Genomic DNA, 20452 nt, shown 5'->3' with positions numbered 1-20452 from the left:
TTGAAAACAGAAAGTCAGGCGTGCTTCGGCGTGGTATCGGCCACGGCGGCAACACTGGCGGGTTTCGCTGAGGTGCGGGCGAAGAACACGATGATCGCGGCGATGATCGAGGTCGCGGCCAACCCATAGAGGCCGCCCTGAATCGAGCCGGTGTGTTGTTCCAGCAGGCCGAACGTGGTCGGCGCGACGAAGCCGCCGAGGTTGCCCACTGAATTGATCAGCGCAATCACCGGCGCGGCAATCCGCGCATCCAGATAGGCCTGGGGAATCGGCCAGAAGAGGGACGAGGCGGATTTGAAACCCAGCGCTGCAAAACAGATCGCGACGAAGGCGAAGACCGGCCCGCCGGTGGTGGACATGAACATCCCCGCCGCAGCGATCAACAGTGCCGTGGCAACCCATGCCTGCTGGTGCTTCCACTTGGCGCAGAGGGACGCGAAGGCATACATGCCGACAATCGACAGCAGCCACGGAATCGAGTTGAACAGCCCGACCTGGAGGTCGCTCATCTCGCCCATTTTCTTGATGATGCTCGGCAACCAGAAAGTCGCGGCGTAGATCGTCAGTTGAATGAAGAAGTAGATCAGGCAGAACAGAATGATCTGCCGGTCCTTGAGCAGTGTGCCCATCGATGGACGCAGGGGCGTGGCCGCTTCGCGGGCCTTCTGTTCGTCGTCAATGGCGGTGACCAATGCGTCCTGCTCGGCGCGGGTCAGCCATTTGGCGTCATGGGGCTTGGCGTCGAGCCAGAACCAGACGAACACGCACAGGCACACCGAAAACATCCCCTCAATGAAGTACATCCATTGCCAGCCGTGCATGCCCAGCCCGTTGATTTGCAGGAGCAGACCGGACAGCGGGCCGGAGATCAGCGAGGCGAGCGCCGAACCGCTGAGGAAGATCGCAATCGCTTTGCCGCGTTCGACACCCGGTAGCCAGCGGGTGAAGTAGTAGATCACCCCGGGAAAGAACCCGGCCTCAGCCACGCCGAGCAAAAAACGCAAAATGTAGAAATGGGTTTCGGTCTGGATGAATGCCATGCCGGCGGCGACCAGGCCCCAGGTGAGCATGATCCGGGTCAGCCAGATTCGCGCGCCGACTTTCTGCAGCAGCATGTTGGAGGGGACTTCGAACAGCGCATAGCCGATGAAAAACAGGCCGGCGCCGAAGCCGTAAGCGGCGGCACCAATGCCCAGGTCGTGCTCCATGTGGGCGCGGACAAATCCGATGTTCACCCGGTCAATATAATTGACGATGAACATGATCACGAAGAGCGGCAGGACGTGGCGTTTGACTTTCGAGATGGCGGACGAAAGCGTTGAGTCGACGCTTTCGCTCATCCCCGAGACGGAGGTTTTCACTTGGTTTGCTCCCACTGATTATTTTTATGCGGGTAGGGCTGGGTACGACGTTGTTGATAGACATCATACAACTACGATTTTTTGTCCTACAAGTGGGCAGGGATGATTTTATTGCTCTGGATGACGGGGTTTTTATGCTTTTCTGGATTTTAACCCTGTTTTTGTTACTTTTTTTGCAGTGGCGATTTCATGGGGACGCGATCAAAATTGCGTGAAGTCGATAGCGAACCCGGCAGATTATTAATAGATATTGAGTGTTGTCATACAAGTTGGTGGGTTTTTCAGCGCTAGAATCAATCCCGTCATACGCCTGTGCAGTGCTACGATCCGCCCGTCCGCTCACTGGAACCGACCATGCAAGAAGACCTCGACGCCCCTACCCGCAAACGTGCGCACAACCTGGCCCATGATCTGGTGGAGAAGCTCACCCAGAGCATCCTGCACGGACAAATGTCGCCCGGCGACAAGCTGCCATCGGAGAACGCCATCGTTCAGGAACATGGTGTGAGTCGCACGGTGGTGCGCGAGGCGATCTCCAGATTGCAGGCCTCGGGATGGGTCGAAACGCGCCACGGCATTGGTACGTTCGTGATCGAGCGTGCGCCGGAGCAGGGATTGCGGCTCAATGTCGACACGGCACTCGGTGTGCGCAGCATGCTTGAGTTGCGCATGGGGCTGGAATCGCAAGCGGCGGCATTGGCGGCGCAACGGCGTACCGAGCAGCAGTTGCTGCAGATGCGCAAAGCGCTGGATGACTATCAGCGCCAACTCGCCAATAACGACAGTTGTGTCGAGGCCGACCGGCGCTTTCACCTGCTGATCGCCGAGGCCACTGGCAATGTCTGCTTCAGTGAGATCATGCAGCACTTGGGCAGCGCGATGATTCCGCGTCATCGACTGAATGCGGCCGAGCGTGGGGCGGCGGATCTGAGCAAACTCGGGCAGTTGGCGAATCTGGAGCACGAGGCAATTCTGAACGCGATCAAGCGTCAGGATGCGGACGCTGCGCGTGCCGCGATGTGGCTGCACCTGACCAATAGCCGGGATCGGTTTTGCGCGCAGGGTTGATTGGCGCAGGCTGCGGGCCTCTTCGCGAGCAAGCCCACAGGGATTCTTGCAAGGCATAGAGGCCGTGTGGGAGCGGGCTTGCTCGCGAAGGCGGCCTCAGCCTCAATTCACATCGCGCATCAACAACCCAAAGTGCAAGTCCACCGTATCCGGAATCGGCACATACACCGTGTGCCCATCCCCCGGAGCGACCTCGATCGCCTGCCCTTTGAGGTTTTGCAGTTCATGCAGATCAAAATGAAAATTGCCCTTGGGCGTCATCAGTTCCAGATGATCACCCAGAGCGAAACGGTTCTTCACCTTGACCTGCGCCAGACGATCACGCCGCTCGCCGGTCAACTCCCCAACAAACTGCTGACGCTGCGACACCGAACTGCCGTTCTGATAATTCTGGTATTCGTCATGCACATGCCGGCGCAGGAAACCTTCGGTGTAGCCGCGCTGGGCCAGTGACTCCAGATCGGTCATCAGGCTGCGATCGAACTCACGGCCGGCCACTGCATCGTCAATTGCCCGGCGATATACCTGGGTGGTGCGGGCGCAATAGAAGTGCGATTTGGTTCGGCCTTCGATCTTCAATGAATGCACGCCCATGCGTGTCAGGCGCTCGACGTGCTGCACCGCGCGCAGGTCCTTGGCATTCATGATGTAAGTGCCGTGCTCGTCTTCGAAAGCGGGCATCAACTCATCCGGACGGTTGGCTTCCTGCAACAGGAACACTTGATCGGTCGGGGTGCCAATGCCCAGCGTCGGTTCGGGCTGGAAGGTCTGCACGATCTCGCCGAGCTGATTCTCGGAGGCCTCTTGCGCCGAATATTTCCAGCGGCAAGCGTTGGTGCAAGTGCCCTGATTGGCGTCGCGTTTGTTCATGTAACCCGACAGCAGGCAACGGCCGGAATAAGCCATGCACAGCGCGCCGTGAACGAAAACTTCCAGCTCCATGCCGGGCACTTGCTCGCGAATCTCGCCAATTTCCTCCAGCGACAATTCCCGCGAGAGGATGATCCGGCTCAGCCCCTGCTGTTGCCAGAACTCAACGCTCGCCCAGTTCACGGTGTTGGCCTGTACCGACAAGTGAATCGGCATCTGCGGGAAATGCCGACGCACCAGCATGATCAGCCCGGGGTCAGACATGATCAGTGCGTCCGGTGCCATTTCAATCACCGGCGCCAGGTCCTTGAGAAAGGTCTTGAGCTTGGCGTTGTGCGGCGCGATGTTGACCACCACGTAGAAGCGCTTGCCCTGTGCCTGAGCCTCACGAATGCCCAGCGCCAGATTGGCGTGGTCGAACTCGTTGTTGCGCACGCGCAGGCTGTAGCGCGGTTGGCCGGCATACACCGCATCGGCGCCGTAGGCGAAGGCGTAACGCATGTTTTTCAGGGTGCCGGCGGGAGCGAGCAGTTCCGGGGTGGTGAGGTCTGGCATCAGGGGCATGGCGGCATCGGTCGCAAAAGCGCGGCAGGGTAATGCGGATGAAATCGGGGTTTGTTGATCTGGATCTATGTTTGGAGCTGTGAGGCTGCGCAGGCACCGCAGCGAGGCGCCATGAATAAAGATGGCACTCGCGCACGCCCCGGCTGACTAAGGTTTGGGGCGTGCATGACGCCTGACTGACATGGACCGGACATGAACGTAAAAAGTCTTCAATTCAAATCCCTGACGGCGCTGTTGGTGCTGGTCACGGTGGCCTTTATCTGGATTCTGCTGCCGTTTTATGGCGCGGTGTTCTGGGCGGTGATCCTGGGCATTCTGTTTGCGCCGATGCAACGCAAGTTGCAGGGGAAATTCGGCTGGCAGCGCAATGTCACCTCGCTGTGTACGTTGAGCATCTGTCTGGTGATCGCGATTCTGCCGGTGATCATCCTCAGTGTGTTGCTGGTGCAGGAAGGCGCGACGCTTTACAAGAATATCGAAAGCGGCGAGCTGGACATCGCGGCCTATCTGGCGCAGTTCAAACACAGCCTGCCGCAATACTTTCAGCATCTGCTCGACCGCTTTGGCATGGGTGAACTCAATGCCCTGCGCGAAAAAATCGTCAAAGCGGCGATGCAGGGCAGTCAGGTACTGGCGACCCAGGCCTTCAGTTTTGGCCAGGGCACGTTCGAGTTCGTGGTGAGTTTCTTCGTCATGCTGTACTTGCTGTTTTTCTTTCTGCGTGACGGCGCGGAGCTGGTGCGCAAGGTACGCATTGCGATTCCGCTGGAAGAGCATCAAAAGCGTCGTTTGCAACTGAAGTTCAACCGGGTCGTGCGGGCCACGGTAAAGGGCAATCTGGTCGTCGCGATCACGCAAGGCGCGTTGGGCGGAGCGATTTTCTGGTTTCTCGACATACCCAGCGCGTTGCTGTGGGCGGTGTTGATGGCGTTTCTATCGCTGTTGCCGGCGGTGGGAGCGGGGATTGTCTGGGCGCCGGTGGCGGTTTATTTCTTGCTCAGCGGGATGATCTGGCAGGGCGTGGTGCTGGGGTTATTCGGGGTGTTTGTGATCGGTCTGGTCGACAACGTGCTGCGGCCGGTCCTGGTGGGCAAGGACACTCGCATGCCGGACTACTTGATCCTGATTTCGACGCTGGGCGGTCTGGCAGTTTTCGGTCTGAACGGGTTTGTGATCGGGCCGTTGATTGCAGCGCTGTTCATGTCGAGCTGGGCGCTGTTCGTCGAGACCAAGCCCAAGGTGCAGCTACCCTAGGCTTGAAACGGGTTGCTGGCGATCTGTTGCGACAAGGCCTGCGCCGCTGGCAAGGATGTCAGTGGGCCGCTGATCGGCTCGCCGTCGCGCACCAGATACCAACAGGCGAGCAAGCCCGACTCTCTGAGTGGTGCGGGAACGGCGCTGCCGATGACCGACATGATTTGAACCTGAGCCATGACTGAAACCTCCATCAAACGATGGGGCCACCTTAGGCATTCGTGGTTCTCAGGGACAATCAACGCTTTTGATAGTGGACATTGATAACAGTGAGGGCTGCTTCAGTCGACAACCTGGTCGAGCATGTGCACCACTTCGCGCTCATTGAGCAGCCCCTTGTGCACAAGGTTCTCGGCCAGCAGCGAAAGAAACTTGGCGCAGCGGTGGCCTTCCAGGTGCTTGAGTTCGGTCAGCGCGCTGTACACCTTGCTTGAGGTGCACAGGCCGACGACGCGGTGCGGGTTTTGTGTAGGCATACAATCGTCCTTGTTGTTATCAACCTGTTGTTTACGGACGGATTCAGATTGCGGTTCCGTCATGACAAAAAGATGACCGTTTTATGGGGGCGCCCATGACGGTCAAGTCAATCATGCCGACTTTAGCTGTTGAAGCTGTCCTCACAGCGACCTTGGCGAGATTTTTTCAGACGCGGGCGACCGACGGTCATAAAAAAGCCCCGCTATAAAAGCAGGGCTCTGTGTATCGATTACCAGCGTGGGCCGCCGTAGTAGCCATGGGGCCGACCGTAGTAGCCGCGTGGCGGGCCGTAATAAACGGGGGCCGGCTGGACGTAAACCGGTTGCTGCACATAAACCGGCGCTGGCTGGTAGTAGACCGGTGGAGGCGGCTGTTGCACATAGACCGGTTGGGGTTGAACGTAAACCGGCTGTTGCTGCACGTACACCGGCCGGTCCTGGTTGATCAGCGCCGAACCGATGATGGCCGAGCCGACGATCGCGCCAAACACCGCCGGGCCTTGCCAGCCATGGCCATGACCGGCTTCTGCCTGGCCTGTTACAGCGAGTGCACCGATCAGTAAGGCCACAATGGAGAGTTTACGAATCATGATAATTCCTCGGTTCTTCAACCCGGCTCCCTGGCCTGCAATAGGTCCATGGATGTCGCGGGGATACATCTAAGACAGCGAAATTTTTAAAATCAGCACAGCCGTTGGGTAAATTTTGTGTAAGGTCTGTACCGATTTCTTTACCGGCTCATCCAGGCCCGGTGCAGGCAAGCGATATGATCATTCAGAACCCGATGGAATGGCTAATCCCGTCCATCCGAAAGTGCGTTTGAAGGAGAAGTTTCATGCAGATGAACCCGAACAAAGACACCCAGCTGTGCATGTCCCTGTCCGGACGCCCAGGTAATTTCGGTCTGCGGTTTCATAATCATTTGTATGAGCAACTGGGCCTGAACTTCTACTACAAGGCGTTCAGCAGCCAGGACCTGGCCGGCGCTGTCGGCGGGATTCGCGCCTTGGGCATTCGTGGCTGTGGCGTATCGATGCCGTTCAAGGAAGCCTGCATCGAGTTGGTCGATGAGCTGGATGCCTCGGCGCAAGCGATTCAGTCGATCAATACTGTCGTCAACACTAATGGCCATCTCAAGGCCTACAACACCGATTACATCGCCATCGCGCAGTTGCTGGAAACCCACGCGGTGCCCAAGGATTCGACTTTCGCCCTGCGCGGCAGCGGCGGTATGGCCAAGGCAGTGGCCAGTGCCTTGCGCGACGGTGGTTATAAAAACGGCTTGATCGTGGCGCGCAATGAGCGTGCCGGACGTGCGCTGGCAGACTCGCTGGGTTATCGCTGGCAGGCTGAACTGGGGGATGAGCGTGCGCAGATGCTGATCAACGTGACGCCGGTCGGCATGGACGGCGGCCCTGAGGCGGGGCAACTGGCGTTTGAGCCTGAGGTGATCAAGGCGGCCGACACGGTGTTTGATGTGGTGGCCATTCCTTCGCAAACGCCGCTGATCATGCGCGGCCGCGCGCAAGGGAAGCGGGTCATTACCGGGCTGGAAGTGATAGCGATCCAGGCGCTGGAGCAGTTTGTGTTGTACACCGGGGTGCGGCCGACCGAAGAGCAGTTTCAGGCGGCGGCATTCGCCCGTAGCTGATCCTGAAGTCTGTGTTGGTTCAGCGGGCTTCTTCACGAGCAAGCCCGCTCCCAAAGGGGGATGGTGTTTATTCGAGGCGGGCCAGGCGCTCTTCCAGTGCCGCAATCCGCGCCTCAAGCTCTTCGATCCGTTCGATCGAAACCCCGCCGCTGGCGCGCTCCCCGGGATTTTGCCGCGCCGCCAGAATCGCCTCGATATCCGCCGGATCGCCCAGCGCATGGCTATAGCGGTCTTCGCGCTGCCCAGCCTGGCGCGCAATCAACACCGCCAGCCCGCGAGCGATCAAGCGCTCAAGCTGATGCACCACTTGCTCGGCATCTTCGAAATCATGCATGCGCCCACTGCGTGTCAGCAGTTCGTTAACGGTCTGCGGGCCGCGCAGAAACATCAGCCCGGTCAGCGCCACCTGCGCCGGCACCAACTCCAGCGCTTTGTCGACCTTGTGCTCCCAGCGGTCGGCGCGGCTACCCATGACCAGTTTGGCGAAGCCGCGACCTTCCAGTGCACGCAGGCTCTGGCCCACCAGGCCCTGAGTCAGGTTCATCACCGGTTCGCGACTGGTTTTCTGATTACACGCGGTCACCAGCGCATTGAGGGTCAGCGGATAGGTTTCCGGACTGGTGGCCTGTTTTTCGATCAATGATCCCAGGATGCGGATTTCCGTGGCAGTGAGCCGTGGTTCGTCGAAGCTGGATTCTGGTTCTGTGGACATCGCGCGTTCCCTCTGCAGTCGAAGGCGCCTAGCCTAATCCTTGCCAAACAAAAGGCAAGCCGTGTGATCATCAAGCATGGCTATAATCGCCTCCACGTTCCACCCAGCCACCACATGAGATTGCCATGACCATTTCCCTGTACGCCGCATCCGTCCCGGTTTTTCAACAAATGCTCAACGCCCTGAGCGATGTCCTGAAAAAGGCTGAAGCCCACGCCGCCGAGAAAAACATCGACCCGAACGCCTTCCTGCAGGCTCGTCTGTACCCGGACATGTTCCCGCTGGTGCGTCAGGTGCAGATCGCGGTTGATTTCGCCAAAGGCGTTTCGTCGCGTCTGGCCGAAGTCGAGATTCCGAAATACGACGACAGCGAAACCACCTTCGCTGAGCTGCAAGCCTTGATCGCCAAGGTTCTGGCCTTTATCGGCGAGATCAAGCCTGAGCAGATCAATGGCCAGGAAGGCATTGAAATCGTCACCCGTCCGGGCACACCGAAAGAGAAGCGCTTCAGCGGCCAGGCTTATCTGCTGACCTACGGTCTGCCGCAGTTCTTCTTCCATGTCACCACCACCTACGCCTTGCTGCGTCACAACGGTGTTGAAGTGGGTAAACGCGATTACATGGGCGCGTTCTAAACCACCCGGCAACAAAAAGCCCGCCAAGGTTTACGCCTTGGCGGGCTTTTCATTTCTCTTATGGAAGCGGTTATGCGGTGCGTTGGGCTCTCTCTTCTTCGCCCAAGCAGGCCGCTGCGGTAAACAGCACATCGGTGGAGGAGTTCAGCGCGGTCTCGGCCGAATCCTGCAACACACCAATGATGAAACCGACCGCAACCACTTGCATGGCGATCTCGCTCGGGATGCCGAACAGGCTGCACGCCAGCGGAATCAGCAGCAGCGAGCCACCGGCAACGCCCGACGCGCCGCACGCGCAGACCGCCGCGACCAAACTGAGCAGGATGGCGGTTGGAATGTCCACCGCGATACCCAGCGTGTGCACGGCAGCAAGCGCCAGCACGGTAATAGTGGTCGCCGCCCCCGCCATGTTGATGGTGGCCCCCAGCGGGATCGACACCGAGTAAGTGTCTTCATGCAGACCCAGACGCTTGCTCAATTCCAGGTTGACCGGAATGTTCGCCGCCGAGCTGCGGGTGAAGAACGCCGTGATACCGCTTTCGCGCAGGCACTTGAGGGTCAACGGATAAGGGTTGCGGCGCAACTTCCAGAACACGATCAGCGGGTTCATCACCAGCGCCACGAACAGCATGCAGCCGAGCAATACCGCCAGCAGGTGCGCATAACCGACCAGTGCATCAAAACCCGACGTGGCGAGTGTCGACGCGACCAGGCCAAAAATGCCCAGCGGGGCGAAGCGAATCACCACGCGCACGATCACGGTCACACCGTTGGACAGATCGCCCAACACTTGGCGGGTGGTCTCGCCGGCATGGCGAATGGCAACGCCCATACCGATGGCCCAGGCCAGAATGCCGATGAAGTTAGCGTTCATCAGTGCATGAATCGGGTTGTCGACCGCGCTCAGCAACAGACTTTGCAACACTTCGGTGATGCCGCCCGGTGCGGTCACTGCGACGTTGTCCGTGGACAGCACCAGGTTCGATGGGAACATCATGCTGGCAACCACGGCGACCGCTGCCGCACTGAACGTACCCAGCAGATACATGAACAGAATTGGACGGATGTGGGTTTCCTGACCGTGCTTGTGGTTGGCAATCGAGGCCATTACCAGCACGAACACCAGAATCGGTGCCACGGCCTTCAGCGCCGAAACAAAGACCTTGCCGATGAAGGCCGTGGATTTCGCGGCTTCGGGCGCGACCAGCGCCAAGGCGATACCTGCGATCAGGCCGATGACAATTTGTGTGACCAGGCTCAGTTTGCTTAAGCGTTGCAAGAAAGAAGGGGATGAAGCATTCATAGCGGCATCTCTGATTTTTTATAGGGTGCAGGGTTGCGTGAATGCGCTGGCGAAACAGGGCAGGCCAGCGTCACGAACCGAAAGTGTTGACGCGATTTCAACGCCATTAAACTGTTCGCTGAACAGGGTGTACGTTTTGCAGGGCGCGGACTTTACCACAGCGTAGGCCTTATCCTTCAGGCATGTGACGATCTGCCACCCGATTCGCCGGCAAGATCGACAGGTTTGTGCAAGTCAGTCTGGAAACACTCTGTTAAGATTCTCCTTCCTCTTTTTCAAGTTCTGCCAGCGGGCCTTTTGGTCATCGCTGGTGTCGTCGTTTCGTTGGAGTTTCCCATGCTGTTGCCCATCCTTCTGTTGTCCGCCGCTGGCTTCACGGTGCTGACCACAGAGTTCGTCATCGTTGGCCTGTTGCCGGCGATTGCCCGAGACCTTGCGGTCACCATCCCGCAGGCCGGTCTGCTGGTGACGCTATTCGCTTTTACCGTGGCAATGTTCGGCCCATTCTTGACCGCGTATTTCGCCCGCTTTGAACGCCGCAAGCTGTTCATCACCATCCTGATCATGTTTGGCCTGGCCAATACCGTTGCTGCATTGGCGCCGAATATCTGGGTGATGGCGGTTGCGCGGCTGATCCCGGCGCTGGGTTTGCCAGTGTTCTGGGCGTTGGCCAGTGAAACCGCAGTGGACATCGTCGGTCCGGACTACGCCGGCCGCGCCATCGCCAAGATCGGCTTCGGCATCGTCTGCGCCACGGTGTTTGGCATTCCTGTCGGCACATTGATTTCCGATGCTTTCGGCTGGCGCAGTGCCTTCGGTATTCTCGCGGTGATCGCGTTTGCCAAGGCGTTGCTGCTGTTTGTATATCTGCCGAAAACCAGTCTGCACCAGCATCAGGTCAGCTTCCGCTCGCAGTTCAAAATCCTGCGCAGCCCTTTGATGATCGGCCACATTGTGCTGTCGATTCTGGTGTTTAGCGGCATGTTTACCGCTTACACCTATCTGGCAGACATCCTTGAGCGCCTGGCCGGTTTCAACGGCACGGTGGTCGGCTGGTGCCTGATGGGCTTCGGCGCGGTCGGTCTGATCGGCAACTCGCTGGGCGGACGTGCGGTGGATCGGCATCCGCTGGGGGCGTCGGTGTTGTTCTGTGCGTTCATGATTGCCGGCATGGTGTCGCTGGTGCCAAACATTCATTCGCCGCTGGGGTTGGCAGTGGCGATGGGGATTTGGGGCGTGACCCAAGCGGCGTTGTTCCTGGTCAGCCATGTGCGCCTGATGAAAGCCGCACCACAAGCACCGGCCTTTGCCGCTTCGCTGAATATTGCCGGGGCTAACCTTGGCATCGGCCTTGGCGCCATGATCGGTGGACGGGTGATCGACAGCGCGGGGCTGGGCTTCCTTGGCTTCGCCGCTGCCGGGTTCATTCTGCTGTCGGTATTGCTCGCCATGGTATTGATGACGCTCAAGCCGCGCGAAGTCTGCGCTGAACTCTCATAACGCGGTAAACAACTCGCGTCGGGCACCTTCGGCAATCGCAACGATGCCGGGGTGCTTGATCTTGCGCTCCACTGATATGGCATAGAACGACTCGGTCACCGCGTCGGTTTGGCCGATCAACTCAACGCCATACTGGCGCTTCACTTCTTCGGCAATCACGCTCGGGCCGATAAAAATCCCGCTGCCGGATTGGCCGAATGCCTGCATCAAGGCACTGTCATCGAACTCGCCGACGATTTTCGGCTGGATCTGCTGCTCGGCAAACCAGCGCTGCAAACGGCTGCGCACCACGGTTTCTGCGCCGGGAATCAGCAGCGGTGCGCCATGCAGGCTGCGTGGGAAATCCTGCCCATAGCGTGCCACCAGTTCGGCGGTGGCGAAGAAACTGATCCCGCATTCGCCGAGTTTCTGGCTGTAGCCCTTGATATCGAGGTGTGGTGGCATCGGGCTGTCGGAGATCACCAGATCCAGACGCTGGATGGCCAGATCTGCCAGCAGGCGTTCGAGTTTGTCCTCGCGACAGGTGATGCGTAGCGGCTCGCTCAACTCCATGGTTGGCGCGATCAGACGATAGACGATGGATTTGGGCACCACGTCGGCCACGCCGACGCGGAACAGAATCTGCTGCTCGTTGGGTTGCGCGCGCAGCATCAGCTCCAGTTCCCCGCCGAGCTGAAACATCTGCTCGGCGTAGGGCAGGGCTTGGCGCCCGGCTTCGGTGAGTTCAAGTTGCCGCCCCACGCGCTTGAACAAATCGACGCCGTAGGTGTGTTCGAGCAGGGAGATCTGCCCGCTGATGGTCTGTGGGGTCAGGTTCAGTTGCTCGCAGGCACGCACAATGCTGCCGGTCTTGGCCACGACCCAGAAGTAATGCAGTTGTCGATAGTTGAGCATGAGGGTCTACAGTTCGTGAAAATCGAAGTATAGCCGCTAAAAATACGAATTTTCCTGAAGTGTCTCCCTCCCTAGAATGCCCAGCCATTGAGGGCCGGTGTGTGGCCCTGTCTGTTGATTGGGAGGAAACCTCATGAAATACGCATTTCCTGTGCTGATGTTTACGTCTTTACTGGTGCTGGCTGGTTGCGATCAGGCCGAGAAAAGCGCCCAACAGTTAATGGGTAAAGCCGCCGAAAGCGCCAAGCAGGCGATCGACGATACCCACAAAGCCGCCGAGCAAGCGCTCAGCGAAGCCACGGGCGGGTTGATCGAGAAAAAAGAAGCACCGGAAAAAGATACGCAAACATCTGAATCTTCCTCAAAGACTATCTAAACCGTCTTACAACGAGTCAGGACTGACCCATGGAATATCTGTTGGAACTCGCCGCCAGCCCCGCTGCCTGGGTTGCTTTGGCCACACTGGTGGTCATGGAGATCGTGCTCGGCATCGATAACCTGATCTTTATCTCGATTCTGACCAACAAGTTGCCCGAGCAGCACCGCCAGAAGGCGCGCCGCATCGGCATCGGCATGGCGTTGATTCTGCGCCTGGCGCTGTTGAGCACCATCGCCTTCATCGTGCAGTTGACCGAACCTGTGATCGAAATCCTCGGCCAGGCGTTCTCCTGGAAGGACATGATCCTGATCGCCGGCGGTCTGTTCCTGGTCTGGAAGGCTACGACCGAGATTCACCACAGCATGGATCCGGCGCCGGAAGACCCGAAATCGGCCTCCTCGACGGTGACCCTGGGCTTTGCAGCGGCAATCGGGCAGATCCTGATGCTCGACATGGTGTTCTCGATCGACAGCATCATTACGGCGGTCGGCATGACCGAACACTTGCCAATCATGATCATCGCGGTCGTGGTCTCGGTGCTGGTGATGCTGTTTGCGGCTGAGCCGCTGGCCAGGTTCATCAACGACAACCCAACGGTGGTGATGCTGGCCCTGGGCTTCCTGATCATGATCGGCATGACGCTGATCGCCGAAGGCTTCGGCGCCCACGTACCGAAAGGCTATGTGTATGCGGCCATGGCGTTCTCGGCGGCGATTGAGGTGCTGAACATGATGTCCCGTCGAGCACGGCAGAAGAAGTTGGCTGAGCAGGTGTAATCGTCAAGTTGTAAAAAAGCCATCTGAACTCCCAGAGTCCAGGCGGCTTTTTTTTGTTCGCAGTTCTACCGACAGTCAGTGTGCAGTCGCAGGTTGCGCGCGGTGCTTGCCCGGTTTCTCGATCGGTGCGGGTTGGGCGGGGTGATGATGGTGGCGTCGGGAAACACGCAACACGCCCCACAGCATGGCGGTAGCAACGGCCAGCCAGCCGGCAATCAACATTACGATAGTCATGGTCAGGCTCATGAGTGCCTCCTCTTTGCCCTGGCTCGGGCACACGCTTCTCTCAAATCGCTCTATGTCAGTGACAGTCTAGTCAATGGGGTGTTTCAAGCTATTGACCAAAGGTCGGTGGCGACCAATCAGTTTGCTCTATGCAATCGTTGAGTCTGCGGTTTAAGGCTATACCGCAGCTTTGTGCCGCCCTATGATCGCAGGCACTGCCGGAACACGATGACCGGCGTCTTGAACAGAGAGTGATGATGGTGCAGGTATTTTCTCGAATTCGCGCGGCGCTGCTGGTGGCTGGTTGCGCAGCCGTACTGGCCGGGTGCGCAGGTAGTGTGGCACCCGAGGTGAAGCGTCTGCCCGAACGGGTTGAGCTCAGTGGTACGTTCTATCGCGGCGACGCCAATCAGTCCGGGCCGCAAGTGTTGGCCAGCCTGTTGTCACAGCAAGGCATCGTGATCACCCCGGGTCTGTTGGCAAAACCGCTGCACCTGCCGGGCGCCGAAGATAAATTGCAGCAGAACATGCAGAAGCTTGCACGGGAATATGGCTTGGTCGTCTATCCGCTGGACCGCAATCTGCCAGCACTGCTGACGCAGGTTGCTGCGGGCTATCCGGTGATGGTGCGCTTCAGCGAAGGTTCAGCGTTTTGGGCGCAACCGCGCTATGCCATTCTTTCCGGCTACGACCGCAATAAACAGAAAGTGCTGCTGCGCGCGGGCATGAACCGTCGCGAAATCATGAGCTTCAGCGCTTTTGAATCGGCATTCGAAAAGTCCGGTGGCTGGGCCATCTTGATTCAAAAGCCTTCGCAGATTCCGGTGGCGGTGGATCGTCAGCGCTGGCTCAAGGCCGCCGATGAGTTGTCACAGGCCGGTCAGGAGCCGGAAGCCGCGCAGGCGCGCAAGGCATTGGCGGCGCACTGAGTTCCGTTCGTCATCTGCCGGGCACGACTGCGCCCGGCCAGCCTCTTACGGTTATAGCCCGGTTTTACGGGTGAATCAGGAGGCAACATGACAGATTCCCCATCCCCGAAAGGCCCGCATTCTTCTGAGCATTCTTCAGGTAACGATCTGGGGTTCGATCCGGACTCGCCGGATCTCGAAGATCCGCAAGTCGACCCCATTGGCCCTGCAAAGGCGCCCAAAGATGTGAAGCCTGGCGAAGACGACACCAAACCGGCCAAGCCCTACGATCCGTTAGCCGATCTCAAACCTTGATGCGAGGTGCGTATGAGTACCGATTCAAGCTTCGATGACCAAAAGCCCGACAGTGTGCCGACCACGCCTGAGCAGGAAGTGGACCCGGTGCTGGATTCTGAGAGCCCGCTGCGTGATCCGTTGGCGCGACCCAATGTACTTACGCCGCAGCCTGCGCGGGATCCGAGTGCCGGTGACGGGATTCCTGATGACGACGAGATGCCGCTGCCTAACGACTGATGTGCAGATGAGAAAAAGCCCCGAAATTTCGGGGCTTTTCCTTATGGCGCGAATTACTTGGAGGCTTCGACCACGCCGCTCTGGCGCGCCTTGAGGTTTTTGTCGGCTTTGTACTGTTGAGCCGCTGCTGGAACGCTGGCGCTCCTGCCGGTTTCCACCCAACTGCGGATGCGGCTGGCATCGGCAAAATGGGTGTATTTACCAAACGCGTCGAGAATCACCAGCGCGACCGGGCGGTTGCCCATTTTCGTTACCAGTACCAGGCAATGACCGGCAGGATTGGTGAAGCCGGTTTTGGTGATCTTGATGTCCCAGTCGGCCTTATTGACCAAGTGATCGGTATTGCGAAAGCCCAGTGTGTAATTGGGTTTACGGAAAGAGACGGTCTTTTCCTTGGTGGTGGTGAGTTCGCTGAGGACCGGGTACTTGCTGGCGGCTACCAGCAACTTGCTCAAGTCACGGGCAGTCGACACGTTGCGCTCAGACAAGCCGGTCGGCTCGACGAAGTGCGTATTGGTCATGCCCAGCGCCTTGGCCTTGGCGTTCATCGCCGCGATAAAGGCTGCGTAACCGCCCGGGTAGTGATGCGCGAGGCTGGCGGCCGCACGGTTTTCCGAAGACATCAGAGCAATCAACAGCATCTCGCGGCGCGGCAGTTCACTCTTGAGTTTGACTCGGGAGAACACGCCCTTCATTTCCGGCGTATTGCTGATATCGACATTGATCCATTCGTCCATGTTCTGTCGGGCTTCAACCACCACCAGGCCAGTCATCAGCTTGCTGACGGAAGCGATCGGCACAATCACGTCAGGGTTGCTGGAATAAATGACTTTTTTGGTCTGCATATCCATGAGCAGGGCGCTACCGGAGGCGATTTTCAATTGCGAAGCGTCACGGGGGGCAGCGATGGTTTGCGCGGCATTGATCGATGGCGTGATGAATGTGCCTGTAAAAGCAAAAAACAGGCTCAGAATCGAAAGACGAATTTTCACGCGGGCGAACTCATAAAGGTTGGATATTCCGTTAGTTTGTAACGGGTTATTTCTTAAAAGCGTCGCATTTTAGGAGTATGGCTGAATAACTGTCGATGGTTGTTTGAGTGGCCTGAAAATCTTGTGAAAAGGCCTGTAGAAATAGGGTTTTCCGGCGAACGGTTACAGCTTTTTCTCAGGCACGAAAAACCCCGCACGCGGCGGGGTTCTCGGGGGTATTGCCAGCGCGTGAAAAAAACCACTCAGGCGTGCAGGGTTTCCGCTGCGTATAGGGTGTTTTCCAGCAGGCAGGCACGGGTCATCGGGCCGACGCCGCCCGGTACCGGCGTGATCCAGCCGGCGCGGGGCAGGGCGGTTTCGTAGACAACGTCACCGACCAGTTTGCCGTCGTCCTGACGGTTGATCCCGACATCGATCACGATCGCGCCTTCCTTGATCCACTCGCCTTTGACCAGGCCCGGCTTGCCGGCAGCCACAACGACCAGATCGGCACGACCGACGTGCTCGGCCAGATCCTTGGTGAAGCGATGGGTCACGGTCACGGTGCAGCCAGCCAGTAACAGCTCCATCGCCATCGGACGACCGACGATGTTTGAAGCGCCGACCACAACTGCGTCCAGTCCGTAAAGATCAACGCCTGTGCTTTCCAGCAAAGTGATGATGCCTTTAGGGGTGCACGGACGCAGCAGAGGGATGCGTTGGGCCAGACGCCCGACGTTATAAGGATGGAAGCCGTCGACGTCTTTGTCCGGGCGAATGCGCTCCAGCAGTTTGGAGGCATCCAGATGCTCGGGCAGCGGCAGTTGCAACAGAATGCCGTCGATTGCCGGGTCGTCGTTGAGGCGATCAATCAGATCGGTCAACGCTTCTTGCGTGGTTTCAGAGGGCAGGTCGTAGGCTTGAGAGAGGAAGCCGACCTCTTCACAGTCTTTACGCTTGTGCGAGACATAAACCTGAGAGGCAGGATCGCTGCCGACCAGGATCACCGCGAGGCCGGGAGTGCGCAGGCCTTGCTGGCGACGCTCGGCAACTCGTTGGGCGATCTGCTGGCGCAGGCTGGCGGCGATCGATTTGCCGTCGATTAGTTGTGCAGTCATTGCGCGTGATTAACCATCGAGAGGGGAAAAAATGAGAACGCATTCTCGCATGTCGAGCGGTGAGGGCAAAGGCGCTTGGTCAGCAAATTCCTCTAACTCCTTTAATTAAATGAATTTTTTTTAAAAAGGATTTGACGACCTTTCGGGCGCTCTATACTATTCGTCGCACTTGTCGGGCACAGCCTAGCACTGGTTAAGAAGGTGAAGCGGAATCAAGGTTCTGTGATACTGGAAAGCACTTAGTTTGTAGTCCTTTAAGAGTACAGATTAATAAGGCGCCCGTAGCTCAGCTGGATAGAGCATCCGCCTTCTAAGCGGATGGTCGCAGGTTCGAGTCCTGCCGGGTGCGCCATTAGGCAGCTTTGGCACAAGTAACGCGATATGGTGGGCGTAGCTCAGTTGGTAGAGCACGGGATTGTGACTCCCGTTGTCGTGGGTTCGATCCCCATCGTCCACCCCATATTTCGAAAGGCGCCAGATGTAACAGTCTGGCGCCTTTGCTTTAAAGCTTGATCCGCGGATGTGGTGGAATTGGTAGACACACTGGATTTAGGTTCCAGCGCCGCGAGGCGTAAGAGTTCGAGTCTCTTCATCCGCACCAATTAAAGCTTCATTCATGTCTTCGGGCAGGTGAGGTTCAACAAAGAAGTTGTTTGGCTTTTTTGTTACGCAATATGGTGGGCGTAGCTCAGTTGGTAGAGCACGGGATTGTGACTCCCGTTGTCGTGGGTTCGATCCCCATCGTCCACCCCATATTTCGAAAGGCGCCAGATTTAACAGTCTGGCGCCTTTTTTGTTTTAGCGATTTGAAGACTTGGCGATTGCCGGCTTCGATTCGCAGGAGTGGGGCGTTTCGTCGTGTTTATGTTGCTCGATGATTCTGTGCTGCTCGCCGGGCTTGCTTGCAGGGTCGGCCGTCAGGGCGTGATTGGCGGTCTCTTCTATATATAGAAGAGATCGGCGCAGAGCCCTGGCGTGATTGGTTGTATTCGCCTGTGGGGCGCCACGCATTCGTGCAACGGTCCCTATAAATTGCCTGCTGTTTTTTTACCCGTTTTCAGTAGGGTGACTTCTTGAGTTTGACCCACTAGAATGCATGCCCTTGATTCTGGGGTCGGAAACGGCCGGCTAACGTCTGTGCAACGAGGAATATCCATGCAAGTTTCTGTTGAAAATACTACTGCTCTTGAGCGCCGCATGAGCGTCACCGTGCCGGCTGAGCGCATTGAGAGCCAGGTCAACAAGCGTCTGCAGCAGACTGCCCAAAAGGCCAAGATTGCTGGCTTCCGTCCAGGCAAAGTGCCAATGAGCGAAATCAAGCGCCGTTTCGGTGCTGACGCTCGCCAGGAAGCTGTTGGTGATGTCATCCAGTCCTCCTTCTATGAAGCTGTGGTTGAGCAGAAGCTGAACCCGGCTGGTTCGCCTTCGATCGAGCCTAAATCGCTCGAAGCGGGCAAGGATCTGGAATACGTTGCTGTATTCGAAGTGTTCCCTGAGTTCACCGTTGCCGGTTTCGAAGGCATCACCGTTGAGCGCCTGAGCGCTGACGTGGCTGACGCTGACCTGGACAAAATGCTCGACATCCTGCGCAAGCAGAACACCCGTTTTGAAGTGGCTGATCGTGCTGCCCAGAACGAAGACCAACTGAACATCGATTTCGTTGGCAAGGTCGATGGCGAAGTGTTTGCAGGTGGCTCCGCCAAAGGTACTCAGCTGGTTCTGGGTTCCGGTCGTATGATCCCGGGCTTCGAAGAAGGCCTGGTGGGCGCTAAGGCGGGCGAAGAGCGCGTTCTGAACCTGACCTTCCCTGAGGACTATCAGAACCTGGATCTGGCGGGTAAAACCGCTGAGTTCACCGTGACGGTCAACACTGTTTCCGAGCCAAAGCTGCCTGAGTTGAACGAAGAGTTCTTCGCTCAATTCGGTATCAAGGAAAGCGGCATCGACGGCTTCCGCACCGAAGTTCGCAAGAACATGGAGCGTGAACTGCGTCAGGCGATCAAATCCAAGGTGAAAAATCAGGTAATGGACGGCCTGCTGGCCACCAACCCGATCGAAGTGCCTAAGGCCCTGCTGTCCAACGAAGTTGATCGTCTGCGCGTGCAGGCTGTTCAGCAGTTCGGTGGCAACATCAAGCCTGACCAACTGCCGGCCGAGCTGTTCGAAGAGCAAGCCAAGCGTCGCGTAGTGCTGGGTCTGATCGTGGCTGAAGTGGTCAAGCAGTTCGACCTCAAGCCTGACGATGCCCGTGTTCGTGAAATGATTCAGGAAATGGCTTCGGCGTACCAGGAGCCTGAGCAGGTCGTGTCGTGGTACTACAAGAACGACCAACAACTGAACGAGGTTCGTTCGGTTGTGCTGGAAGAACAAGTTGTGGATACTGTTCTGCAGAAAGCTAGCGTGACCGACAAATCGGTCTCTTACGAAGAAGCGGTCAAGCCGGTAGAAGCTCCAACAGCCGACTGATTGTTTTTGCGTTAAGAAGTGCACACCATAAGCCAGCTCTCGAGCTGGCTTATGCGTATTCAAGACATAACTATTTGGGAGTGACTGCAGAGCATGTTCCGTAATTCGTATATTCAGCAGAACTCTGATATCCAGGCCGCAGGCGGCCTGGTCCCGATGGTTGTCGAGCAATCTGCTCGTGGCGAACGCGCCTATGACATCTACTCGCGCCTGCTCAAGGAGCGAGTGATCTTTCTGGTTGGTCCGGTAGAGGACTACATGGCCAATCTGATCTGTGCGCAACTGCTGTTCCTTGAAGCGGAAAACCCGGACAAGGACATCCATCTCTATATCAACTCCCCGGGCGGTTCGGTGACAGCGGGCATGTCGATTTACGACACCATGCAGTTCATCAAACCCAACGTATCGACCACTTGCATCGGTCAGGCGTGCAGCATGGGCGCGTTCTTGTTGACCGCCGGTGCTCCAGGCAAGCGTTTCTGCCTGCCGAACTCGCGCGTGATGATTCACCAGCCACTGGGTGGTTTCCAGGGTCAGGCATCGGATATCGAAATCCATGCCAAGGAAATCCTCTTTATTCGCGAGCGCCTGAACACGCTGATGGCCAAGCACAGCGGTCGTACCCTTGAAGAAATCGAGCGCGATACCAATCGCGATAACTTCATGAGTGCAGAAGCTGCGAAGGAATACGGCTTGATCGATGAAGTGATCAACCAGCGCCCAGCTTAAAATAAGCAGCTCAAAATAGGCTTGGTCGGCGCGTCTGATCAGCGGCGGGCTTGAAAAA

The 20452-nt window shown here is 57.7% G+C and carries 23 protein-coding genes and 4 tRNA genes; 16 read left to right on the top strand and 11 right to left on the bottom strand.

The features are described 5' to 3' along the window. Window positions 1-14: 14 nt before the first annotated feature. Window positions 15-1361: an MFS transporter gene (locus AACY11_RS02220; protein WP_339493770.1), complete on the bottom strand. Its 1347-nt coding sequence runs from the start codon at window positions 1359-1361 to the stop codon at window positions 15-17. A gap of 354 nt (window positions 1362-1715) precedes the next feature. On the opposite strand from AACY11_RS02220, the gene AACY11_RS02215 reads away from it, so the two are divergent. Continuing rightward, window positions 1716-2429, top strand: coding sequence for a FadR/GntR family transcriptional regulator (locus AACY11_RS02215; RefSeq protein ID WP_339464917.1), 714 nt, complete (start codon window positions 1716-1718; stop codon window positions 2427-2429). A 102-nt stretch (window positions 2430-2531) separates the two neighbouring features. Here the strand turns inward: AACY11_RS02215 and trhP are convergent, their stop codons facing one another. Further along, window positions 2532-3854, bottom strand: coding sequence for a prephenate-dependent tRNA uridine(34) hydroxylase TrhP (gene trhP, locus AACY11_RS02210; RefSeq protein WP_445261482.1), 1323 nt, complete (start codon window positions 3852-3854; stop codon window positions 2532-2534). 201 nt (window positions 3855-4055) lie between these two features. Between trhP and AACY11_RS02205 the strand changes: the two genes are divergently transcribed. Beyond that, window positions 4056-5117 carry an AI-2E family transporter gene (locus AACY11_RS02205; protein WP_339493766.1) on the top strand — a complete coding sequence of 354 codons (1062 nt, stop codon included), beginning with the start codon at window positions 4056-4058 and terminating at the stop codon, window positions 5115-5117. Here AACY11_RS02205 and AACY11_RS02200 read toward each other — a convergent pair. The 3 genes from AACY11_RS02200 to AACY11_RS02190 form a co-directional block, all read right to left on the bottom strand. After that, window positions 5114-5296, bottom strand: a complete 183-nt coding sequence (locus AACY11_RS02200) for a hypothetical protein (protein WP_339431952.1) — start codon at window positions 5294-5296, stop codon at window positions 5114-5116. The genes AACY11_RS02205 and AACY11_RS02200 overlap by 4 nt on opposite strands. Before the next feature lie 102 nt (window positions 5297-5398). Beyond that, on the bottom strand, window positions 5399-5593 hold the full coding sequence (locus tag AACY11_RS02195; protein ID WP_221730466.1) for a hypothetical protein: 195 nt from the start codon (window positions 5591-5593) through the stop codon (window positions 5399-5401). Between the two features lie 230 nt (window positions 5594-5823). Beyond that, window positions 5824-6183: a hypothetical protein gene (locus AACY11_RS02190; RefSeq protein WP_339431953.1), complete on the bottom strand. Its 360-nt coding sequence runs from the start codon at window positions 6181-6183 to the stop codon at window positions 5824-5826. A 245-nt stretch (window positions 6184-6428) separates the two neighbouring features. Here AACY11_RS02190 and AACY11_RS02185 point away from each other — a divergent pair, with 245 nt between their 5' ends. Beyond that, window positions 6429-7244, top strand: a complete 816-nt coding sequence (locus AACY11_RS02185) for a shikimate 5-dehydrogenase (RefSeq protein ID WP_339493765.1) — start codon at window positions 6429-6431, stop codon at window positions 7242-7244. A gap of 67 nt (window positions 7245-7311) precedes the next feature. On the opposite strand, the gene AACY11_RS02180 is transcribed toward AACY11_RS02185, so the two are convergent. Beyond that, on the bottom strand, window positions 7312-7956 hold the full coding sequence (locus AACY11_RS02180; RefSeq protein WP_339493764.1) for a YceH family protein: 645 nt from the start codon (window positions 7954-7956) through the stop codon (window positions 7312-7314). A gap of 125 nt (window positions 7957-8081) precedes the next feature. Here AACY11_RS02180 and AACY11_RS02175 point away from each other — a divergent pair, with 125 nt between their 5' ends. Further along, entirely contained in the window at window positions 8082-8591 is a 510-nt protein-coding gene (locus AACY11_RS02175; RefSeq protein WP_339493763.1) for a DUF1993 domain-containing protein, read from the top strand. A 70-nt stretch (window positions 8592-8661) separates the two neighbouring features. On the opposite strand, the gene sstT is transcribed toward AACY11_RS02175, so the two are convergent. After that, entirely contained in the window at window positions 8662-9894 is a 1233-nt protein-coding gene (sstT, locus tag AACY11_RS02170; protein ID WP_339431956.1) for a serine/threonine transporter SstT, read from the bottom strand. A gap of 336 nt (window positions 9895-10230) precedes the next feature. On the opposite strand from sstT, the gene AACY11_RS02165 reads away from it, so the two are divergent. Beyond that, on the top strand, window positions 10231-11394 hold the full coding sequence (locus AACY11_RS02165; protein WP_339431957.1) for an MFS transporter: 1164 nt from the start codon (window positions 10231-10233) through the stop codon (window positions 11392-11394). Here AACY11_RS02165 and nhaR read toward each other — a convergent pair. After that, entirely contained in the window at window positions 11389-12288 is a 900-nt protein-coding gene (gene nhaR / locus AACY11_RS02160) for a transcriptional activator NhaR (RefSeq protein WP_339493762.1), read from the bottom strand. The two genes, AACY11_RS02165 and nhaR, sit on opposite strands and share 6 nt — an antisense overlap. A 133-nt stretch (window positions 12289-12421) precedes the next feature. Between nhaR and AACY11_RS02155 the strand changes: the two genes are divergently transcribed. Continuing rightward, on the top strand, window positions 12422-12664 hold the full coding sequence (locus tag AACY11_RS02155) for a hypothetical protein (protein ID WP_221730458.1): 243 nt from the start codon (window positions 12422-12424) through the stop codon (window positions 12662-12664). A gap of 29 nt (window positions 12665-12693) precedes the next feature. Continuing rightward, window positions 12694-13443 carry a TerC family protein gene (locus AACY11_RS02150; protein WP_339431959.1) on the top strand — a complete coding sequence of 250 codons (750 nt, stop codon included), beginning with the start codon at window positions 12694-12696 and terminating at the stop codon, window positions 13441-13443. 75 nt (window positions 13444-13518) lie between these two features. Here the strand turns inward: AACY11_RS02150 and AACY11_RS02145 are convergent, their stop codons facing one another. Next, complete coding sequence (locus AACY11_RS02145; protein WP_339493833.1) at window positions 13519-13677, bottom strand: hypothetical protein; 159 nt, start codon at window positions 13675-13677, stop codon at window positions 13519-13521. A gap of 248 nt (window positions 13678-13925) precedes the next feature. Here AACY11_RS02145 and AACY11_RS02140 point away from each other — a divergent pair, with 248 nt between their 5' ends. From AACY11_RS02140 to AACY11_RS02130, 3 genes are all read left to right on the top strand, one after another. Next, complete coding sequence (locus tag AACY11_RS02140; protein ID WP_221730496.1) at window positions 13926-14597, top strand: peptidase C39 family protein; 672 nt, start codon at window positions 13926-13928, stop codon at window positions 14595-14597. A gap of 87 nt (window positions 14598-14684) precedes the next feature. Next, window positions 14685-14891 carry a DUF6021 family protein gene (locus AACY11_RS02135; RefSeq protein WP_339431960.1) on the top strand — a complete coding sequence of 69 codons (207 nt, stop codon included), beginning with the start codon at window positions 14685-14687 and terminating at the stop codon, window positions 14889-14891. Window positions 14892-14903: 12 nt separating this feature from the next. Further along, window positions 14904-15110 (top strand): hypothetical protein, encoded by a 207-nt coding sequence (locus AACY11_RS02130; RefSeq protein WP_339431961.1) that lies wholly within the window; start codon window positions 14904-14906, stop codon window positions 15108-15110. A 53-nt stretch (window positions 15111-15163) separates the two neighbouring features. Here AACY11_RS02130 and pbpG read toward each other — a convergent pair whose 3' ends face one another. Together pbpG and folD are read right to left on the bottom strand one after the other, a co-directional pair. Next, a complete protein-coding gene (gene pbpG, locus AACY11_RS02125) occupies window positions 15164-16102 on the bottom strand; it encodes a D-alanyl-D-alanine endopeptidase (protein ID WP_339431962.1) in 939 nt (312 codons plus the stop codon). A gap of 242 nt (window positions 16103-16344) precedes the next feature. Further along, a complete protein-coding gene (gene folD, locus AACY11_RS02120; RefSeq protein WP_339431963.1) occupies window positions 16345-17199 on the bottom strand; it encodes a bifunctional methylenetetrahydrofolate dehydrogenase/methenyltetrahydrofolate cyclohydrolase FolD in 855 nt (284 codons plus the stop codon). 275 nt (window positions 17200-17474) lie between these two features. Here folD and AACY11_RS02115 point away from each other — a divergent pair. From AACY11_RS02115 to clpP, 6 genes are all read left to right on the top strand, one after another. Further along, window positions 17475-17551 (top strand) — tRNA-Arg (locus AACY11_RS02115). A 32-nt stretch (window positions 17552-17583) separates the two neighbouring features. Next, a tRNA-His gene (locus tag AACY11_RS02110) sits at window positions 17584-17659 on the top strand. A gap of 56 nt (window positions 17660-17715) precedes the next feature. Beyond that, window positions 17716-17800: transfer RNA gene (locus AACY11_RS02105), tRNA-Leu, on the top strand. A gap of 76 nt (window positions 17801-17876) precedes the next feature. Then, window positions 17877-17952: transfer RNA gene (locus tag AACY11_RS02100), tRNA-His, on the top strand. 402 nt (window positions 17953-18354) lie between these two features. After that, complete coding sequence (gene tig / locus AACY11_RS02095; protein WP_221730452.1) at window positions 18355-19665, top strand: trigger factor; 1311 nt, start codon at window positions 18355-18357, stop codon at window positions 19663-19665. A gap of 93 nt (window positions 19666-19758) precedes the next feature. Next, a complete protein-coding gene (gene clpP / locus AACY11_RS02090) occupies window positions 19759-20394 on the top strand; it encodes an ATP-dependent Clp endopeptidase proteolytic subunit ClpP (RefSeq protein WP_007951559.1) in 636 nt (211 codons plus the stop codon). Window positions 20395-20452: the final 58 nt, after the last annotated feature.

The sequence above is a fragment of the Pseudomonas sp. RA_105y_Pfl2_P56 genome (assembly GCF_963970845.1).
Taxonomy (GTDB): Bacteria; Pseudomonadota; Gammaproteobacteria; order Pseudomonadales; family Pseudomonadaceae; genus Aquipseudomonas; species Aquipseudomonas baetica_A.
This window is presented reverse-complemented; position numbering and strand designations above follow the sequence as displayed.

Excerpts from the sequence above, each read along its gene's own strand:
- tig (WP_221730452.1), top strand. The coding sequence starts at position 18,355 with ATGCAAGTTTCTGTTGAAAATACTACTGCTCTTGAGCGCCGCATGAGC.
- AACY11_RS02165 (WP_339431957.1), top strand. The coding sequence starts at position 10,231 with ATGCTGTTGCCCATCCTTCTGTTGTCCGCCGCTGGCTTCACGGTGCTG.
- AACY11_RS02190 (WP_339431953.1), bottom strand. The coding sequence starts at position 6,183 with ATGATTCGTAAACTCTCCATTGTGGCCTTACTGATCGGTGCACTCGCT.
- sstT (WP_339431956.1), bottom strand. The coding sequence starts at position 9,894 with ATGAATGCTTCATCCCCTTCTTTCTTGCAACGCTTAAGCAAACTGAGC.
- AACY11_RS02200 (WP_339431952.1), bottom strand. The coding sequence starts at position 5,296 with ATGGCTCAGGTTCAAATCATGTCGGTCATCGGCAGCGCCGTTCCCGCA.
- AACY11_RS02155 (WP_221730458.1), top strand. The coding sequence starts at position 12,422 with ATGAAATACGCATTTCCTGTGCTGATGTTTACGTCTTTACTGGTGCTG.
- folD (WP_339431963.1), bottom strand. The coding sequence starts at position 17,199 with ATGACTGCACAACTAATCGACGGCAAATCGATCGCCGCCAGCCTGCGC.
- AACY11_RS02195 (WP_221730466.1), bottom strand. The coding sequence starts at position 5,593 with ATGCCTACACAAAACCCGCACCGCGTCGTCGGCCTGTGCACCTCAAGC.
- AACY11_RS02205 (WP_339493766.1), top strand. The coding sequence starts at position 4,056 with ATGAACGTAAAAAGTCTTCAATTCAAATCCCTGACGGCGCTGTTGGTG.
- AACY11_RS02145 (WP_339493833.1), bottom strand. The coding sequence starts at position 13,677 with ATGACTATCGTAATGTTGATTGCCGGCTGGCTGGCCGTTGCTACCGCC.
- AACY11_RS02185 (WP_339493765.1), top strand. The coding sequence starts at position 6,429 with ATGCAGATGAACCCGAACAAAGACACCCAGCTGTGCATGTCCCTGTCC.
- AACY11_RS02130 (WP_339431961.1), top strand. The coding sequence starts at position 14,904 with ATGAGTACCGATTCAAGCTTCGATGACCAAAAGCCCGACAGTGTGCCG.
- trhP (WP_445261482.1), bottom strand. The coding sequence starts at position 3,854 with ATGCCAGACCTCACCACCCCGGAACTGCTCGCTCCCGCCGGCACCCTG.
- AACY11_RS02180 (WP_339493764.1), bottom strand. The coding sequence starts at position 7,956 with ATGTCCACAGAACCAGAATCCAGCTTCGACGAACCACGGCTCACTGCC.
- AACY11_RS02175 (WP_339493763.1), top strand. The coding sequence starts at position 8,082 with ATGACCATTTCCCTGTACGCCGCATCCGTCCCGGTTTTTCAACAAATG.
- AACY11_RS02215 (WP_339464917.1), top strand. The coding sequence starts at position 1,716 with ATGCAAGAAGACCTCGACGCCCCTACCCGCAAACGTGCGCACAACCTG.
- AACY11_RS02140 (WP_221730496.1), top strand. The coding sequence starts at position 13,926 with ATGGTGCAGGTATTTTCTCGAATTCGCGCGGCGCTGCTGGTGGCTGGT.
- nhaR (WP_339493762.1), bottom strand. The coding sequence starts at position 12,288 with ATGCTCAACTATCGACAACTGCATTACTTCTGGGTCGTGGCCAAGACC.
- AACY11_RS02150 (WP_339431959.1), top strand. The coding sequence starts at position 12,694 with ATGGAATATCTGTTGGAACTCGCCGCCAGCCCCGCTGCCTGGGTTGCT.
- clpP (WP_007951559.1), top strand. The coding sequence starts at position 19,759 with ATGTTCCGTAATTCGTATATTCAGCAGAACTCTGATATCCAGGCCGCA.
- AACY11_RS02135 (WP_339431960.1), top strand. The coding sequence starts at position 14,685 with ATGACAGATTCCCCATCCCCGAAAGGCCCGCATTCTTCTGAGCATTCT.